Source organism: Collinsella sp. TM04-29 (assembly GCF_003466565.1).
In the GTDB taxonomy this organism is placed as follows: domain Bacteria; phylum Actinomycetota; class Coriobacteriia; order Coriobacteriales; family Coriobacteriaceae; genus Collinsella.
The window spans coordinates 152,010-170,015 of sequence record NZ_QSPW01000001.1 but is presented as its reverse complement, the minus strand read 5'-3'; the positions used below and the strand labels follow the sequence as shown (position 1 = coordinate 170,015).

Genomic DNA, 18,006 nt, shown 5'->3' with positions numbered 1-18,006 from the left:
GAGCCGAGTCGGCTACCATCGATATGGCTTACGCTTGCCTTACCGTTGTGTAAGGTAAGGGTAGCCTGCCATGTGTTGATGTGGAGAGAGGACTCCTGTTGAAGACTGTTCATGTTGCCGCTGGGATCATTCGCAAGGATGGATCTGACGAGCTGCTTGCCGTGCAGCGCGGCTACGGCGACATGCAGGGACTATGGGAGTTCCCAGGCGGCAAGCTCATGCGCGGCGAGACACCCGAAGACGCCGTGCGCCGCGAGCTTATGGAAGAGCTGCAGGTAAACGTTACCAACCTGCGTGATTTTTACACCGTTGAGTATGACTACCCCGATTTTCATCTCTCAATGGAGTGCTATTACTGCTCGCTGGCTAAAGAGTCCGGCGAGCCCCAGAAGCACGACCGTCAGCTCGATATCCGCTGGATTCCACGCACCTCGCTTGCCACGGTGGAGTGGATGCCCGCCGACAAGGGGCTTATCGATGCACTGATTGAGCTAAAGGAAGACCGGCTTGAGGCCAACGGCAGCACCAACGACGCCGAGACCGCCACGGCTGACGAGCCTGCCGCCAAATCCAAGCGCAAACCTAAGCGCCGCAGCAAAATGCGCCCCAAGCCCGGCCTGCTGGACGGCATCGACACCTCGGACCTTTCCGCCGACGAGCGCGAACTGGTGCGCCGTCGCGCCGCGATAAAAAAGTCCATGAAAGGAAACAAGCGCGCCAACACCAAGCCCGAGTTGCTCGTTCGCCAGCGCCTGCGGGCAGCAGGCCTCACGGGCTATCGTTTGGAATGGAAGGTACCTGGCAAGCCCGACATCGCCTTCCCCGGGCGCAAGATCGCCATTTTTGTCAACGGCTGTTTTTGGCATCGCTGTCCCAAGTGCAATCCCAGCCAGCCCAAGCGCAACGTTGAGTTTTGGGAGGCAAAGTTCCGTCGCAACGTCGAGCGCGACTGCGCTGCCGTGGCAGCACTCACTCAAATGGGCTGGACACCCATAACCATCTGGGAATGCGAGCTCAAAAAAGACCGCATCGACGCCACGATGGAAAAGGTCATCGAGCAGGTGCGCGCCGCAGAGCCGCAGCGCTAGGGACGAGCCGTCCACACACCCCACACAGGCGAGCCACATCCGCGCCACAAACCTTAGAAAGCCCTTAAGCTCAAAACCTTTCAAGAGTGTTACTCGATACCTCTGACCTGCGGTTTCATCGTAACGCCAAACCTCATTAAGCCTTTCTTTAGCGCTTCTTTGCGACGGCCGCGGCATAATACTGCCAACGCACGGGACCTAGCAGCAAACCCCGCGCGCAATCTTTTGGTGGACATCGAGGAGGCCGCATAAGCATGCATTCTTCCAATGACGCAGCACAGCAGCCATCCCTAAAACATGCAGACCTTTTCTCCTTCCCCCCGACACAGAGAAACGGCCTCCTCGACTCCCCCACCACAAAAACCAAGCGCTCAGCCGATCAGAGCCTCAACTTACGAGCATCCTTCGAGAAGCTCCAAGCATCCCTAGACAAGGCGTTCCCCGAACAGGCAAGAGCAATCTAAGCCCATCGCGCTTTATACTGATGCCATGCGAAACATGGATCACATAGAATTGCACCGCGGAGGACGCGAGGAAGCGTTTCCCGAGACCGCCGAAGACTGGCCCTATATTGCCGAACGCGCAGAATTCGCTCGCTATCTGGGCAATTCCGTCCCCTGGCACTGGCATTCCGAAGTTGAGCTTTTCTACATGGAGCAGGGAGCGATCGACTATCGAACGCACGCGGCTCATGAGCACGTACGCTTTGAGGAAGGGTCCGCCGGCTTTATCAACGGCGGCGTTTTGCACAGCACGCTGCAATCACCCAATTCGGCGCCAGCCATTCAAATGCTGCATATCTTTCAGCCGTCGATGCTCGGCGATCCCGCGGGACGTCTCCAAAAGCGCTACATCAACCCATTGCTTCAATGTCGAGGCGTCGATGTGCTCAAATGGTCGCCCACCAATCCCGACGATATGCCCTTTATCGATTTGCTGAAGAGCTCCTTTAGCCACGACCTTCAACGGCCGCAGAACGAGATGGCGCTTCGAAATAGTTTGTCAGAGCTCTGGATTCAGATTAACGCCAAGACCGAACCGCTCTTTTCTTCCGACGGCGCCTCTTGGATGACCAGCCGCGACGTACAGTTCAAGGCAATCCTGGACTTTATCCGCGCAAACTATGCAGCCGCTATAGATGTGCCCCAGATGGCATCTGCAGCCGGCGTAAGCGAAAGAGAGTGTTACCGCATTATCGAAACTTGTGCAGGAACGACCCCGGCGGCATATCTACGCGCATACCGCATAAACCGTGCTTGCGAACTTTTGGCACACACCACGCGAACGGTACAGACAGTCGCGCGCCAATGCGGATTTATAACAGCAAGCCATCTTGGCCAGGTATTTAAAGAACAAATGGGGTGCACTCCTTCGAGCTATCGAGCAGCGAGGCAGAATCTCGATAGCACCAGGCAGAAATCCCGCTAGCCCTTCTTCTGTCACTGCATCAAACTTGCAGGCAAACAACAGAGAGGAGCAATCATATGAAGCACTTTGACCATATCGTATTTGACGTTGATGGGACATTGGCAGATACAGAAGAAAGCGTTCTGTCATCGCTTGTCCAGATTGTCCAAGAAGAGACCAGCAAAACGCTTCCCCGACACGAGCTTGACTTTGCCCTCGGCATACCCGGCAAGGATGCCCTTGAGAAACTTGGGATCTACTCGCAGGCAACGTTGGATCGCTGGTGCCAAGTTGCCGCCAGCTTTAAAAGCACCATCAGCGTGTTTCCAGGTTTGCTTGAAGTCATCGCAACACTCGCCGATAGCGGCTGCAAACTTGGTATCGTCTCCTCACGTGCGCGCGACGAATACGCAAAAGAAATTGCACCCCTTGGTTTCGATAAGTATTTTGAGCACATCATCCTTGTCGAAGACACAACCGAACATAAACCCGCACCCGCACCCATGCTCGAATATCTCCGACGTGCGGGCGCGAATCCTGGCAACGTCGTCTACGTTGGCGACACCGTCTACGATGAACAATGCGCAACTTCAGCAGGGGTCAGTTTTGCCCGAGCAGCATGGGGATCACACCAAGATATCCCAAACGCCACCTACAACCTCAAAACCCCCAACGACCTACTAACCCTAACAACCAAATAACCCACGCGTCCCACCCTTTCAGTCCCAACACCACAAGGGCGATTGAGCAGAACGGCTTGGGCGGGTCCCCGTACTTAGTTTCCAAAATCATTCCGCAGCGCGAAGGCTTCTTATTATTTTCCGCCCTAACGCCACAAGGGCGACGACCTCGAGTAGGTCAACCTGGGAGGGACGAGGGCTTAGTTCCCCAATCTTTCCGCAGGGGGCAAAAAGCCTCGCCGCACGAAGTGCGCAGCGAGGCTTTTTGCATGCCCGAGGACGATTGGGGAACTAAGTCCTCGTCCCTCCCCGGGATATGTAGCGAGTCGGAGTACCCTTGCTGTTACTCTGCCTTGCCCACAGAGTTGAGGTTGGTCATGCGGATCTTAACCAGCTCGGTGATCTCACGCATGCCCTCCTTGGCCGGCTTCTTGGGGTCGAAGCAGGCGGGGTTCTCGGCCATGTAGGTCATGAAGCCCTTGGTGTAGGCCTGGCGCAGCTCGGTGGCGTAGTTAACCTTGCAGATGCCGTTCTTCACAGCCTCGGCAACCTGCTCATCGGGCACACCGGAGGTGCCGTGCAGAACCAGCGGCACGTCGACGGCGTCGCGGATGGCCTTGACCACGGACTGCTCGATGTGCGGATCGCTCGTGTACACGCCGTGGCTGGTGCCAACGCCAATAGCGAGGGAGGTGCAGCCAGTGCGCTCGACGAACTCCTTGGCCTCGGCCGGATCGGTGTAGGGGCTCTCACCCTCAACCGCGGGGCCGTCGTCCTCCTTGCCGCCAACCTTGCCAAGCTCAGCCTCGACGGGCACGCCCATAGCGCGGCCAGCGTCGGCGACGGACTTGGTCAGGGCAATGTTGTCCTCGAAGGACTCGTGCGAACCGTCGATCATGACGGAGGTGTAGCCCGTGCGGAAAGCCTGCATGCAGCGGTCATAGCCATCGCCGTGATCGAGGTGCAGGGCAACGGGCACGGAAGCGCGCTCGGCGGCAGCCTTGACCATGCCGTAGAAGTAGTCCAGACCAGCGGTCTTGATGGTGCCCGGGGTGGTCTGCATGATGACGGGGGACTTGGTCTCCTCGGCAGCAGCCAGAACGGCCATAACAAACTCGAGGTTCTCGACGTTGAACGCGCCGACGGCGTAGTGGCCGGCCTGAGCGTCCTTGAGCATCTTTTCGGTGGTAACAAGTGCCATGAGCGTTTGCTCCTCTCCCTCGCCCGCATCTGGACATCGGGCGTACGTGTCCGCAAGGCGTTTTACCTTGCGTTTTGCTGCGCTCATTGTATGAAATTCAGCGGGTATGCATGTGCGAGATATTGAGCCCATGCAGGTCAATACAGTCGCTTTTGAAAAGTAAACGGAAGGAATTGGAGCTGAGTGGGCGTGTTCGATATTGAATTTTGGGCGTTAAACGTCTTTCTTTTATAGAAAAAGTAAGTAATCGAAAGGCGTTTTCTTACTTAAAAAGAAAATGAACGAAAATAGACTCAACACAATTCCTGCAAATATCAGACGATGATGGAGCGGATATGGCCTATGCAACAACCCGAGCTTTCGCCGATGAGCGGCGTGCCGCCATCATGGAGATGCTCGAACATAACGCCTCGGTGCAAGTAGCAGAAATCGCCCAGACCTTTGGCGTGTCCTCCGTTACCGCCCGCGCCGACCTAGACGCGCTCGCCGAGTCCGGCAAGCTGCGCCGCACGCATGGCGGCGCCGTGTCGCTCCAGAAGCGACTGACCGTATCCACCCAGGATCGCCGCATCAACGTCAATGTCGCCGCCAAGCAGGCCATTGCCCAAAGCGCTATCAGGCTTGTTAACGACGGCGACACGGTGCTTGTCGACTCCGGCACCACGGCACTCGAGTTCGTTCGGCTCCTCGACCAGCGCGATGGCATCACCGTCATCACGGCCGACATTACCATTGCCGATTACATCGACGAGAGCATGCCCTCAGTCGATGTCGTCATGCTGGGCGGGGCACTGCGCAAAGGCCATCGCTATCTGTACGGCCCACTTACCATGCAGGCGCTCCAAATGGTCCATGCCGATCTGGCCGTCATGTGCCCTGGCGCTTTCGTTCCCGGCTGCGGCTTTACGACCGACTTTCCGCAGATGGCCGAGACCAAAGCGGCTATGGTCGGTGCTGCTCGTCAAAGTGTCGCCCTCATGGACGCCAGTAAGGTCAACGGACGTGGCATGTACCGCTTTGCCGAGCTGACCGACGTCAACGCCATCGTGATGGACCGTGACCCCGATCACGCCGTCGCCACCTCAATCGCCGAAATCGTCGACAACGCCCGCCCAAATCTCCTCATCGCCGGCGCTTAAACAAAAACCACCACAAAGGTTCACCGTCCCCTTTGTGGTGGTTTGAGCGTTAAACGTGAACGTATCGCTACTTGGAGAGCTCGTCAGCGAGGGCCTCGATCTGAGCGCGCGAGGCGTCGTTGAGCGAACCCAGGACGGTCACCTTGTTCTGCGTCAGGGTGATGTCCTTCATACCCTCGAGCTCCTTGGTCATAATCTTGGCAGCTGCGGGCGCCCAGGAGCCGCCCTCGACGAGCGCCACCGTACGGTTCTGGTAGGCATGCTCGGCAAGCGTATGGATAAAGGTGCTCATGAATGGGAAGATCTCGCCCTGATAGGTAATGGAAGCGAGTACCAGACGGTCATAGCGGAACGCGTCCTCAACGGCCTCGGCCATGTCGTCGCGAGCCAAGTCAAAGACGGAAACCTTCTGGCCGCGAGCCTCGAGCGCAGATGCAAGCTCCTCAACGGCAGCCTTCAGATGGCCGTAGACGCTCGCGTAGGCAATGGTGATGCCCTCGTCCTCGGGCTGATAGCTCGACCAGGTGTTGTAGGTGTCGAGGTAGTAGCCCAGGTTCTCGGTCAGCACGGGGCCATGAAGCGGGCAGATGATCTGGATGTCCAAATCGGCGGCCTTCTTGAGCACGGCCTGCACAAACTTGCCGAACTTGCCCACGATGCCAAAGTAGTAACGGCGCGCCTCGCAGGCCCACCCTTCCGGATCCTCGATGTCGTTGGCGCCAAACTTGCCAAAGCCGTCGGCACTAAAGAGCACCTTGTCGGTAGCCTCGTAGGAGAAGAGTACCTCGGGCCAGTGAACGTTGGGGGCGCCGACAAAGGTCAGGCTGTGGCCACCCAGATCAAGCACGTCGCCCTCTTTGACAACCATCTTGCGCTCGGGGAAGTCGGTGCCAAAGTAGTTGACCATCATGCGGAAGGCGCCCATGCTTGCCACAATCTGCGCCTGGGGATAGCGCTCCATAAAGGCGGCGATGCCGGCGGAGTGATCGGGCTCCATGTGATGGATGACCAGGTAGTCGGGCGTGCGGCCGTCGAGTACGGTCTCGAGGTTGCCGAGCCACTCGTCGACAAATCCGCCATCGACCGAATCGGCGACAGCGATCTTCTCGCCCAAGATAACGTAGCTGTTGTATGCCATACCGTTCTCGGACACGTCGTACTGGCCCTCGAACAGGTCGATGTCATGATCGTCAACGCCAATGTAGCGGATATCCTTGGTGATCTCCATCAGGCAAAGCCTCCTAGATAGACAAATGAACCCGTCTATCATAGCACTCGCCTTCATAGTCACGGCTATCTGCCGGCATCCTTACCGATTGTTATTGATATGCAACGCCGAGCCGTTGACCTGCGAAAACTATGCGCGCGGCGCTGCCGTGGTGTGTCGAACGATGAGCTGACCGGGAATACGAATGGCGACGGTTTTGTCCGATGCCCCCGCCTTGGGAACTGCGCGCTCGAACACCTCGCGCCCGCGCTGATGCAGATCGAATCGAACGGTCGTGAGCTCGTTATGTGCGACAAAGTCGTCGAGCGAGTCATCGACGCCCACCACGCTCACGTCCTCGGGCACGCGCAAGCCGCTATCGCGCAGCGCGGCAATGGCGCCGTTTGCCATCTGGTCGTTTGCCGCGTAAATCGCCGTCATGGTGCGGTCGTGCTCAGCCAAGTACCGAGCGGCCTCGTAGCCGCTGTTGGCAGACCAGTCGCCCTCGAGTGGCTCTACCGTCTCGATGTGTTTACGCTCGAGTGTATCTTGCCAACCGGCGCGACGAAATTGCTCGTCGACCGAGAACGACGGGCCGCCAATATAGCGAATCTGCTCGTGCCCCAGCTCAAACAGGTGATCCATAAGCAATAGCGAGCAGCCGTAATGGTCGGAATCGACCGTGGTCACGCGCGGATGCGCGTACATGGTAACGATGACCGTTCCAATGCCCGGCAACGGATCGAACGTCTCAAAATCGGGCGCCATGCGACTCATGCCGATGATGATACCGTCCACGGGCAGCGCGGCCATACGACGCGTGGCCTCGGCAAGCGAAAACTCCTCGGTCTTGGACATCTCGACCAGCGTGATGGCGCAATTATGCTCGCGAGCTGCGCTGGCGATGCCGTCGATCATTGAGAGGTTCCCAAACTTGGTGACATCGTTGACGCACAGCCCGACCGAATGGTAACGGCCGTCACGCAGCGAGCGACCGGCATAACTCGGACGAAAGCCAAGCTCTTGCATAGCGGCCTGCACGCGCCGGCGCGTCTGTTCGTTAACGTTGGGCAAGCCGTTGGCGACGCGCGAAACCGTCTGCTGCGAAACGCCAGCAGCGCGGGCAACGTCGGCCATGGAGACCGGACGCGAACTGGTATCGTTGGACGGGCACCTTGCCACAGGATCACCTTCACCCTTGAGAGATCTGAATAGCGTGAATGCCGGCCCGGGCAGAAATACATCCCGCGCCGAGGCCCGCTATCGTCGGACGCATGTTAACGTACTCTACTTTTTCAATCCGCAACTCTTCTGCTCTATAAGTCCATACGGCAATACCGTTCACGGCTGGATTTCTACCGATTACCAGATTCTCAAAAAGTGATAAGTGTTGTGTTATGAGTACGTTAACATAGCCCGTAACGTGCGGCATCGTAGATGCTGAGTTTATGCCACTTCAGATTGTTAACGTACTCACTACGACGGAAAACTCGTCAGTATGCGCCAAGGAAAGGACCCTCATGACCACCCCCGACGAAAAGACACTCGCCACGCTCACCAAGCTGTTTGAGGAGGAGTTTGGCCCCATCGGCGATCGCCAGGTGCTCTATGTGCACGCGCCCGGCCGTTCCGAGATCAGCGGCAACCACACCGATCACGAGGGCGGTCACGTTATCGCCGGCTCGCTCGATGTCGCCGTCGACGGCATTGCCGTGGCGACCGATTCCAACAAGGTTCGCGTCGCCGACGAGGGCTATCCTACGTTTGAGATCACGCTCGACACGCTGGATATTCAAGAGTCCGAGAAGGGCACGTCCGCAAGCCTCGTGCGCGGTATGGCCCACGAAATCGCTGCTCTGGGCGTTGAGCCCCAGGGCTTCGACTTTGCCTTTACCTGCTCCGTCCCCTCGGGTGGCGGCCTTTCTAGCTCCGCCGCTGTCGAGGCGGCTTACGGCTGCGCCATGGAGACGCTCTGGGGCGCGCCCGCCATTGAGCCCGTCGCGCTCGCCCAGATGAGCCAGCGCACCGAGAACAACTATTACGGCAAGCCCTGCGGTCTTATGGATCAGGCGGCTGTGTGCCTGGGCGGCCTCGCCTACATGGACTTTGAGGATCAGGCTCAGCCTAAGACCCAGAAGCTCGAGCTCAACTTTGAGGATCACGGCTATGCGCTCGTGCTCGTTAAGGTTGGCGCCGACCATGTGGCGGCTACCGACGACTACGCCGCCGTTCCGCGCGAGATGCAGGACGTCGCCGCCGAGTTTGGCAAGGCACGCCTGTGCGAGGTCAACGTTGCCGACTTTGACGCCAAGCTCCCCGAGCTGCGCGCCAAGCTGGGCGACCGCGCTTGCCTGCGTGCCGTTCACTACTGGTACGAGAACGGCCTGGTCGACAAGCGCTGGGCAGCCCTGAACGCTGGCGACATTGACCAGTTCCTGGTCCTGACGCGCGAGTCCGGCGCCAGCTCTGCCATGTACCTGCAGAATGTTGTTGCCAAGCTGGGTTCCGAGCAGCCTTCCATGTATGCCCTGGCGCTGGCCGAGCACGTGCTCGACGGCCGCGGCGCCGTCCGTATCCACGGTGGCGGCTTTGGTGGCACCATCCAGGCCTTCGTGCCGCTCGATCTGGTCGACACCTTCATTGCCAAGATGAACGGCTGGCTGGGCGAGGGCTCTGCCCGTCACTACGCCATCTCTGACAAGGGGGCTTACGCGGCATGGCTGTAATGACTGACGTGCGAGAGGCCGCGCAGAACCTGATCGAGTACGCCATCCACCGATCGATGATCGGCCAGGACGACCGGATCTGGGCATACAACACCATTTTGGAGTGCATCGGCGCCACGGGTCCCGCACTCGATATGGCCTGGGCGCTCCAGGTTGAGAAACTCTCGCTCTTGCACCCCAATACCCTGCCCGACTTTGATCTTGAAGGCACGCTTGCCGCGCTTTCCGAGGCCGCCGTTACCAACGGTGCCGCCGAGGACACGGCGTCAGGCCGCGACCGCATCGCCATGCGCATCATGGGTGCGCTCATGCCGAGGCCTTCGGTTGTAAACGAGGAGTTCAACGGACGCATGGGCGTCAACGAGCCCCGCGCCGCAACCGACTGGTTCTACGGCCTGTGCTGCGACGCCGGCTACGTGCGCCGTGCCGCCATCGCGCGCAACATCAAATGGAGCACCCCCACCAACTGGGGCGATCTTGAGATCACCATCAACCTCTCCAAGCCTGAGAAGGACCCACGCGATATCGCCGCGGCTGGTGCCGCAAAGAACACGGGCGAGAAGTATCCCGCCTGCCAGCTCTGCATCGAAAACGAGGGCTATCCCGGACGCTCCGCCGCAGCCGACGGCGGCGCTCACCCCGCTCGCCAGAACCTGCGCATTATCCCCATCCAGCTCAACGGCGAGCGCTGGGGTTTCCAGTACAGCCCGTACGCGTACTTTAACGAGCATTGCATTGCCATGAGCTCCGAGCATCGTCCGATGCACGTCGACCGCAAGGGCCTGACCTGCCTGCTCGACTTTGTGGACCTGTTCCCGCATTACTTCATCGGCTCCAACGCCGACCTGCCTATCGTGGGCGGCTCGATTCTGTCGCACGACCACTTCCAGGGTGGCGCGCACGAGTTCCCCATGATGCACGCCGCCGAGGTCTCGCAGTTTAGCGTGCCCGGTTTTAACCAGGTCAGCGGCACCGTGCTGCAGTGGCCGCTCTCGGTGCTGCGCCTGCGCTCGCACGACCGCGCCCAGCTGCTCGATGCCGCCGAGAAGATTATCCTCGCCTGGCGCGAGTGGACCGATGAGTCGGTGGGCGTCATCGCACGCACAGCCGATGGCGTGGCGCACAACACCGTGACGCCCGTCATCCGCCGCGTCGACTCCCGCGGCAATGCCGGAGGCGAGATCTACGAGGCCTACTTGGCGCTTCGCTGCAACATCACGACCGACGAGCATCCGCTGGGCGTGTTCCACCCGCATGCCGAGTACCACCATATTAAAAAGGAGAACATCGGCCTGATCGAGGTCATGGGCCTGGCCATTCTGCCGCCGCGCTTGGTTCCCGAGCTCGGTGCTGTCCGCGAGCACCTGCTGGCGGCCAAGGCCGATGCCAGCTACGATCTTGCCTGCGCTCTCGAGAGCGACGACCTTTGCCGCAGCCACGCCGCATGGGCGGAGGACGTCTTTGCTCGCCGCGCGAACGAGCTTACGGCGGATAACGCCATCGACATCCTGCATGAGGAGGTCGGCGTGGTGTTTAGCCACGTGCTCGACAACGCCGGAGTCTTTAAGTGGGACGAGGACGGACGCGCCGCCCAGCAGCGCTTTATCGACTCACTGTAATGATCCCTTGGGGACGGAGGAAAACAGATCATTCCGCCTGCAAGACAACGGCGCCCGCCGGCAACATCGCCGACGGGCGCCGTTTTATTGGCTAGTCATTGGGGACGTTCTTAAATGACTAGTCAAACAAGAACGTCCCCAATGACTACTTGCGACCAAGGCAACGCCGATGTCTTGGCATTGTCAGCGAAAACGCCCCTAAGCGAGCAAGGGGACGTGAAAGAGGAGGGGATTGACCTTCTGGTCATGCCCGACGATTGAACGTCAGATTGCCGCTTAGGGGCGTTTGCAGCGTCGAGCCGCTACGGCGTTTGGTAAAACCGCGTAACCCTACAGTTCAGTCACGACAACGTTGTTGTAGATCTCGTCCCAGCGGTCCATGACCAGGTGGCCGGTCTTGGGATCCATGGCGTTAAGCTTGCCGCAGGTATTGGCGGTCTTGAGCACCGTGACGTCGTCGGCACCAGCAGCAATGGCATGCGCAAAGCCGGCGATGGTCGAGTCGCCGGAACCCGTCGCATTCACAGCCGCAATCGCGGGCGTCTTGGCGCGGAACGCGCGACCCCCATGGAAGCCCACCGAACCGGCAGCGCCCATCGAAACGACAACCCAGGGGATACCGGCAAAACGGTCATCGGCGGCAAGCGCCTCGCGTAGGGCATCGACATCTTCGGTCGTAAAGGACGTACCCAGCAGGCCGTTAATCTCGGTCAGGTTGGGCTTTACGAGCTCAGGCTTAGCGTCGGACTCCAGCGCGGCCTCCAGCGATGCACCCGAGGTGTCGAGCAGCACCTTGGCGCCCGCCTCCTCGGCGATCTTGACGAGCTCAGCATAGTAGCCAGCATCGACGCCACGCGGCAGCGAGCCCGAAAGCGTCACAACGTCCGCCTTCGCTGCAAGCTCGGCGAACTTGGCCGTAAAGGCCTCGAGCTCGGCCGGGGCGATCTGCGGGCCGCTCTCCAGCAGCTCGGTCTGATTACCCTCGTGCAGAATATTCAGGCAAATGCGCGTCTCACCGGCGATGGGCACAAAGTCGTTCTTGACGCCGTCGGCATCCATAAGCTCGGCCATATAGGCACCCATGTGGCCGCCGAGCAAACCGGTCGCGAGCACATCGTCGCCCAACTGCAGCAGAACACGGCTCACGTTGAGGCCCTTGCCGCCAGCGGTCTTTTCGGGCGTCACACGGTTAACGTCGTCGATGATCAGCTTGTCGAGCTGATAGCACGTATCGATCGACGGGTTCATGGTAACGGTCAGAATCATGTTGAACTCCTGTTCCGGGGCGGCATGACCCGCCCCAAACATACGATAGCTCGTTAAAGGATCTCGATCTCAAAGCCGCGGGTAACGGTCTCCCCCGGCTTGGCCACCAGGCAGCCACGCTTGTGCTCCAGAATATCGTCCTCGTCGGAGCAGGTGGACAGGCCGCCCCACGGTTCCACGGCCACAAAGTCGCCCTCGGGCTTGCTCCACACAATCAGGTACGGCATATCGGGGAACGTCAGGCGCACGCCCTTGTCCTCGGTCTTCTTGGTCAGCGTAACCACGCGGCTCTCGAGCACGTCGAAGATGGTCTCCGCGAAGTCGAAGAGTTCGTGGGTCAGCGGCAGGTTCTGGCCGATCATGGGGTTCTTGCTGCGATGCTCAACATCAATCAGGCCCGTCGAGGGAACGGCAGTACAGAGCTCGGCGGCCTCGCGTTGCTCAAAACGGAGCTCGTAGTCGTCATAGGACTCACCCTCGTCAAGCGGGCACTTAAAGCCAGGGTGACCGCCCACAAAGAACGGCATGTCCTCGGTGCCCTCATTGGTCACCTCGTACGACACGGCCACCTTTGCCGCATCGATCGTGTAACGAGCAACGATCTTAAACGGATACGGGTACTGCTCGAGCAGCTCGGCATGGTCGGCAGAGCTTAGGCTCAGTGCAACCATGTTGTCGCTCTGTTCCTCGAGCTTCCACTCCTGTTTGCGCGCAAAGCCGTGGCGGGCGAGCCTAACCTCGCGGCCGCCCATGGTCATTGCGTGACCGTCGCGAAGGCCGCCGCAGATCGGGAAACAAATGGGTGCCTGGCCCGACCAGACCGCCGGGTCACCCTGCCACAGGTACTCACGGCCGTTGGCCGCAATAGAAGTGAACGATCCGCCAGCCGTGCTCAGTGCTACGCGGATAGAACCGTTATCAAGAACAAACTCCATAGGAGCCTTCCCTTTCTTACGACAGCCCGCCAAGTCAGTGGGGCTGATAGAAAACCGGCCCGCGCCCCCTCACAGAAACGCGAGCCGTCAATTGAAAAGCTGCAGAATGCCGGGGGCCGCCAAAACGAAGCACTCAAGCCAAGCAAGCAAACGTGTTATCGGAGCAACTTGCCATACCAGAACGCTTCGCAACAACAGCGGTAACCCCACAGGTCACTCAGACATCAGCGAGAAGCCAGCTGGCGAGGCAAGGTGCCGTGAAGCGAGACGGCATTGACCTTCTGGTCATGCCGTCGAAGCTGAGCGGCAGATTGCCCGCCAGATGGCTTCGCAGCGTCGACCGGTCCGGCGTTTGTTAAAACGCCGGAACCCCCTTAGTCGTGATACTCGCCGCGGTCCCACTTCTCGAGGAACTCGTCAAAGAAGTGCGGGTCAGCCTGAGCCTCGGCGTCGGCCTTATTGCAAGCGTCAATCTTGGCGATCAGGGCGTCGTGCTCGGGAGTCTTCTCGTAGGGCTCCTCCAGGAAGGCAAGCATAATGTCGGCCATCAGGAACTCACCGGTGATCTTACCGCCAAAGCCCACGATGTTGGCGTTGAGCTCGCGACGGGCATACAGGGCAGAAGTCATGTCGCGAACCAGGGCGCAGCGAGCGCCGGGAACCTTGTTGACGGCGTTGGTGATGCCGATGCCGGTGCCGCACAGGGCCACGCCAAAGTCGGCCTTGCCGCTGGCAACAGCCTCGCCCACGGCCTTACCGTAGATGGGATAGTGCGTACGGGTGTGGCTGTAGGTGCCGCAGTCGAGCACCTTGTAGCCAGCCTGCTCCAGGCGGTCGGCCAGATAGATCTTCTCGTCCGTAACGATATGGTCGCAACCGATTGCGATGGTCTTCTTCATCAGAACGTCCTTTCGTCTGAATTCACAAGTTGAGGTAGAAGTTCGAGTTCTCGGTGGCTCTCGTTAGGCCATCTTGTTGAGCATGTCGACACGGATCTGGTGACGGCCGCCGGCGTACTGAGCGCGCAGGAACTCGCGGGCGATCTTCTTGGCGACCTCGGTGCCCACAACGCCCGGGCCCATGGTGACCATGCGCGAGCCGTTGTGCTCGCGGGTCATGTAGGCGGAACGCTCGTCGGAAATGTTGGCAACGACCATGCCCTTGATCTTGACGGCGGCCATATAGGAGCCGACGCCGTACTTATCGAATGCGAAGCCCTGGGAATCCTTGTGCTCCAGCAGGTCCTTGGCAACGGCGGTCGCGGAATCGACAAAGTCCGCGGCAGGGGTCTCGGAATAGTCGACGACCTCGTGACCGTCGGCGATGAGCATCTCCTTGATGGACTCCTTCATCGACATACCGTCGGCATCGGAAGCGATTACAACCCTCATGACATCCTCCTTGAGAGATACGCAGGTGCGTAGTTTCTGTTTGGAAGTGTTGAATCGCGCTCAGGTCCGGGCATCTGAATGTGCGGTTCTTCACTGTTCATGTTTATTTGAACACATTCGAACATCTGGTGCAACCATTTTTTGTTTAACTTTGTTCTTTTTTGAACAAATACCGTTCACGGTTGATTGCCGACCGTTTGAGCCCGGCGCAGACGTAGCGACCATGTGTTCAACAGACAAAAGGGCGGCCGAGAACGTGTCTCGGCCGCCCTTCTTACGGTTGATCTTCCAAAGATCGCTTTGCCGCCTACTCAGACTGCCCACTCTTCTTGGCATGTTTGGACGGAGCGCTCAAGAAACGATCCGTCAGATAGTTCGCGGGACCGGAGACATCGATCCCCAGCAGCACGTGTCCTAGCCATAGGAACGCCACGAGCACCAGTAGAGGAATCACACACGAGGTCACGATCATCACGATGACGCCTTCGATCAGATCGGTCACCTGCTGCACGATCTCGTCGGTCATCTGCTTGGCACCGCTGGTTACCGACGTAACCAGGCTCGAGGCCCCGTCAGTCAACTGCTCGAGCACGTTTTTGGACTCCGTGGACTCGGCCTTTTTCTTGTTCGATTTTGAGCTGGTCTCGCCTGACTTGTCCGTGGTATCGGTCTTTTCCGCAGCGTCCGCTGCCTTTTGCTCGGCCTGTTCAATGCTGACGCGATATGTCTCGTCGACCTTTTGCGATACCCATACGCTCGCGGGCACAAGCGCCATGCCGATCACGGCAACCACCAGCACGCGCGTCGCCACACGGCGCAGGACAGCGCTCGTGCTCCAGCGCCCATGAACGCCAAGCGACACCGCAAAGAGCACCAACGCAAACGGGATTAAGATGCCCAAGCCAACCGACCACAAAATCGTGAGCAAATATTTCTCGAGGTAGAGCACGGCGAGCACGATGCCCAGGTTACCCGAAAGCTGCGCGAGCTGCTCGGCGACCGGCGTTCCCGTATCACCAGGCAGCGCGGTAATGCCCGCAGACAGCGCCACGCACGAGGTCGTGAGCGCCAGTACGTTACCTTTCTTTTGATCGATGACCTCGATGGTGGAGTCCCAAGTCTTGGTATCGGCAAAATGCGGGCGCGCGACAAAGCCCGAAAGGAGCGCCAGCACCACGAGCGCGATAATCAAGCCGATCTGTAGCTTTTTGTTTGCGCACACGACATCGGACAAGCTGGGCTGCAGCTCGGTTACCGTCGTGTGCTCGGTTATCTGGACAGGACGCCCATGAGCCATCTCGTGCGCGTCTCTTTTTTGTATTGACCCGTTATCCGGCATTTGGATACCTCCTCAGTCCGGCGTTTAATGCGAAAGGAAGTATACCCACCGAGCAAAAATCGAGCGGGAGGACCAACGGAGCGCAACAAGACTGTCCCCAATGACTATTTCGGGATGAGTTGCGGTGGAATAGGGATTGTTTTGCGCCCGCCGGCCCCTATTCAGTCCCTATTTCACCGCAACCAAGACAGATGGGATACAGAAAAAGCCCTGCCGCAGGTAGCGGCAGGGCTTTTGGAAGGGGACGAGTTGTGCAGGCTCGTTAGGCGAGCTTAGCCTCGAGTGCGGCGATGCGCTTATAGGCATCGATGGTAAAGCGGGTCTGCTTCTCCAGGATCATGGTGGTCATGAGAGTATCCTGAGCATGGGCCATGATGAAGGTCATCTCCATCTCGCCGCCGCCGGCCTCCTGCGAAAGCAGCTTGGTCTGCGTGTCGTGGGCACCGATGAGCGCATCGCTGGCATCCTTGTGCAGCTGCTCGGCCTTCTCAAAATCACCCTCGCGAGCAGCATCGAGCGCTGCAAGCAGATCGGTCTGGGCGTCGCCCGCGTATGCGACAATCTCGAATCCAACCATCGAGATTTCTTCTTTGGTTGCCATATTGCGTTCCTTTCACATATGAACCAATGGAGAGCATCGCGTCCGGGCATACGCGCTGCGTTGTGTATGACAGAGACAGTAACATTCAAACAAAAAAGAACAGCGCAAAACGTAATTTCGAGCTATGAACGGTCGTTTTTCGCCCGTGAACGGTTTTTAAACCAATCCGAACATTCTTGAACACAATTAGCGGAAACCAAAACGGGACCGCACCCTAGCGTACATCGCGCACCGTATCGCCCTTGACGAGCACGCCCGGAAACAGCATGTGCTCCACGCCAGACTCAACGCCCTCGGCGCCGGCAATCTTGTCGACCGCCCACATGCCGACGCGCTTGTTGTCAAAGCGCACCGTAGTCAGGCGACGATCGGGCACGATATCGCCCAAACTATCGTCAACACCCACCACGCTCACGTCCTGGGGCACGCGCTTCCCGCGCGACTCGAGCCCGCGAATGCAGCCGTAGGCCATGGCATCGTTGGAAGCATAAATGGCTGTGCAGTTCGGATCGTCCGCAAGCACCTGGCCGGCGGCATATCCGCTCTGTGCCGTCCAATCGCCACGGACGAGTCGCGGCGGCTCAACACCATGCGCGCGCAATGTCTCACGCCAGCCCTCCTCGCGTTGCATGCCCGAAAGCGAGCGCTCGGGGCACGAGATAAAGTGCACGGTCTTGTGCCCCTGCCCCAGCAAGTACTCGACAACCTGGCGCGAGCAATCGAACTGATCGTTATCAACCGTCGAGCACAGCGGGTGCTCCAGCATGGTAACGAGCACCGTCTGCATACCGGGCAGCGGCTCAAAGGTGCCAAAGTCCGCCGGCATGCGGTTCATGATCACGACCATGCCGTCCACCGGCAGTGCGCTCATGCGCGACGATGCACTCTCGAGGGTATACGGATGCCCGTCTACTTTAGTGAGGGTGATGGCATAGCCATGTTTGTCGGCCGCGGCGGCAAAGCCCTCCATACGGTCGAGGTTGCCGGTGCCGGTAATGTTGAACATGGCGACGCCGACGGTCTTAAATTTGCCGCGGCGCAGCGATCGACCGGCAAAATTGGGGCGATACCCCAGCTCGCGCATGGCGGCGCGCACGCGCTCCTTGGTCTCGGGGCGCACGCTGGGCGAATCGTGCACCGTACGCGAGACTGTCTGCTCCGAGACGCCCGCGAGACGCGCCACGTCCTTAACGGAAACCGATTTTTTAACAGCGGCCATAGGTCGATCTTTCTATGTCAACGATGCCATCGCGGGCATCCCAACAGACAAAATGAACGCCTCCAAGTATATCCAACGCCTCTCCCGCCATACGCTCACCACCCAAAACCTACCGTTCACCGACAATCCCGCTTCCCCGAACGGCTTTTGTCGACCAAATGTTAACGTTGCCATTGTGCAAACACAGA

The 18,006-nt window shown here is 59.1% G+C and carries 16 protein-coding genes; 6 read left to right on the top strand and 10 right to left on the bottom strand.

Features of this window, described 5'->3' with window-relative positions; all coding sequences use genetic code 11:
- The first annotated feature begins 98 nt into the window (after positions 1-98).
- From vsr to DXD39_RS00750, 3 genes are all read left to right on the top strand, one after another.
- Positions 99-1,088: a DNA mismatch endonuclease Vsr gene (gene vsr / locus DXD39_RS00765; protein WP_117802846.1), complete on the top strand. Its 990-nt coding sequence runs from the start codon at positions 99-101 to the stop codon at positions 1,086-1,088.
- Positions 1,089-1,586: 498 nt separating this feature from the next.
- Positions 1,587-2,516 carry an AraC family transcriptional regulator gene (locus tag DXD39_RS00755; RefSeq protein ID WP_158565377.1) on the top strand — a complete coding sequence of 310 codons (930 nt, stop codon included), beginning with the start codon at positions 1,587-1,589 and terminating at the stop codon, positions 2,514-2,516.
- 56 nt (positions 2,517-2,572) lie between these two features.
- Positions 2,573-3,196 carry an HAD family hydrolase gene (locus DXD39_RS00750; protein ID WP_089572377.1) on the top strand — a complete coding sequence of 208 codons (624 nt, stop codon included), beginning with the start codon at positions 2,573-2,575 and terminating at the stop codon, positions 3,194-3,196.
- Between the two features lie 322 nt (positions 3,197-3,518).
- On the opposite strand, the gene DXD39_RS00745 is transcribed toward DXD39_RS00750, so the two are convergent.
- Positions 3,519-4,376 carry a class II fructose-bisphosphate aldolase gene (locus DXD39_RS00745; RefSeq protein WP_117802843.1) on the bottom strand — a complete coding sequence of 286 codons (858 nt, stop codon included), beginning with the start codon at positions 4,374-4,376 and terminating at the stop codon, positions 3,519-3,521.
- Between the two features lie 335 nt (positions 4,377-4,711).
- Between DXD39_RS00745 and DXD39_RS00740 the strand changes: the two genes are divergently transcribed.
- Positions 4,712-5,515 carry a DeoR/GlpR family DNA-binding transcription regulator gene (locus DXD39_RS00740; RefSeq protein ID WP_117802842.1) on the top strand — a complete coding sequence of 268 codons (804 nt, stop codon included), beginning with the start codon at positions 4,712-4,714 and terminating at the stop codon, positions 5,513-5,515.
- A gap of 67 nt (positions 5,516-5,582) precedes the next feature.
- Here the strand turns inward: DXD39_RS00740 and DXD39_RS00735 are convergent, their stop codons facing one another.
- Together DXD39_RS00735 and DXD39_RS00730 are read right to left on the bottom strand one after the other, a co-directional pair.
- Entirely contained in the window at positions 5,583-6,743 is a 1,161-nt protein-coding gene (locus DXD39_RS00735; protein ID WP_187361794.1) for an FprA family A-type flavoprotein, read from the bottom strand.
- A gap of 129 nt (positions 6,744-6,872) precedes the next feature.
- Positions 6,873-7,859 (bottom strand): LacI family DNA-binding transcriptional regulator, encoded by a 987-nt coding sequence (locus DXD39_RS00730; RefSeq protein WP_117785933.1) that lies wholly within the window; start codon positions 7,857-7,859, stop codon positions 6,873-6,875.
- A gap of 383 nt (positions 7,860-8,242) precedes the next feature.
- Here DXD39_RS00730 and DXD39_RS00725 point away from each other — a divergent pair, with 383 nt between their 5' ends.
- Together DXD39_RS00725 and DXD39_RS00720 are read left to right on the top strand one after the other, a co-directional pair.
- The gene (locus DXD39_RS00725; protein ID WP_117640154.1) at positions 8,243-9,448 is read left to right on the top strand and encodes a galactokinase family protein; all 1,206 of its coding nucleotides are present in this window, start codon (positions 8,243-8,245) and stop codon (positions 9,446-9,448) included.
- Complete coding sequence (locus tag DXD39_RS00720) at positions 9,439-11,067, top strand: UDP-glucose--hexose-1-phosphate uridylyltransferase (protein ID WP_233524922.1); 1,629 nt, start codon at positions 9,439-9,441, stop codon at positions 11,065-11,067. The genes DXD39_RS00725 and DXD39_RS00720 overlap by 10 nt, the downstream gene beginning before the upstream one ends.
- A gap of 330 nt (positions 11,068-11,397) precedes the next feature.
- Here DXD39_RS00720 and DXD39_RS00715 read toward each other — a convergent pair whose 3' ends face one another.
- The 7 genes from DXD39_RS00715 to DXD39_RS00685 form a co-directional block, all read right to left on the bottom strand.
- A complete protein-coding gene (locus DXD39_RS00715; protein ID WP_117640276.1) occupies positions 11,398-12,333 on the bottom strand; it encodes a hexose kinase in 936 nt (311 codons plus the stop codon).
- Between the two features lie 53 nt (positions 12,334-12,386).
- Positions 12,387-13,268: an aldose 1-epimerase family protein gene (locus DXD39_RS00710; RefSeq protein ID WP_117640152.1), complete on the bottom strand. Its 882-nt coding sequence runs from the start codon at positions 13,266-13,268 to the stop codon at positions 12,387-12,389.
- Positions 13,269-13,642: 374 nt separating this feature from the next.
- Positions 13,643-14,167: a galactose-6-phosphate isomerase subunit LacB gene (gene lacB / locus DXD39_RS00705; RefSeq protein ID WP_006234831.1), complete on the bottom strand. Its 525-nt coding sequence runs from the start codon at positions 14,165-14,167 to the stop codon at positions 13,643-13,645.
- Between the two features lie 63 nt (positions 14,168-14,230).
- Positions 14,231-14,659: a galactose-6-phosphate isomerase subunit LacA gene (gene lacA, locus DXD39_RS00700; RefSeq protein WP_006234830.1), complete on the bottom strand. Its 429-nt coding sequence runs from the start codon at positions 14,657-14,659 to the stop codon at positions 14,231-14,233.
- Positions 14,660-14,966: 307 nt separating this feature from the next.
- Entirely contained in the window at positions 14,967-15,998 is a 1,032-nt protein-coding gene (locus DXD39_RS00695) for a hypothetical protein (RefSeq protein WP_147348097.1), read from the bottom strand.
- Positions 15,999-16,260: 262 nt separating this feature from the next.
- A complete protein-coding gene (locus DXD39_RS00690; protein ID WP_089572387.1) occupies positions 16,261-16,599 on the bottom strand; it encodes a PTS lactose/cellobiose transporter subunit IIA in 339 nt (112 codons plus the stop codon).
- Between the two features lie 214 nt (positions 16,600-16,813).
- A complete protein-coding gene (locus DXD39_RS00685; RefSeq protein ID WP_117802840.1) occupies positions 16,814-17,818 on the bottom strand; it encodes a LacI family DNA-binding transcriptional regulator in 1,005 nt (334 codons plus the stop codon).
- Between the last annotated feature and the right edge of the window lie 188 nt (positions 17,819-18,006).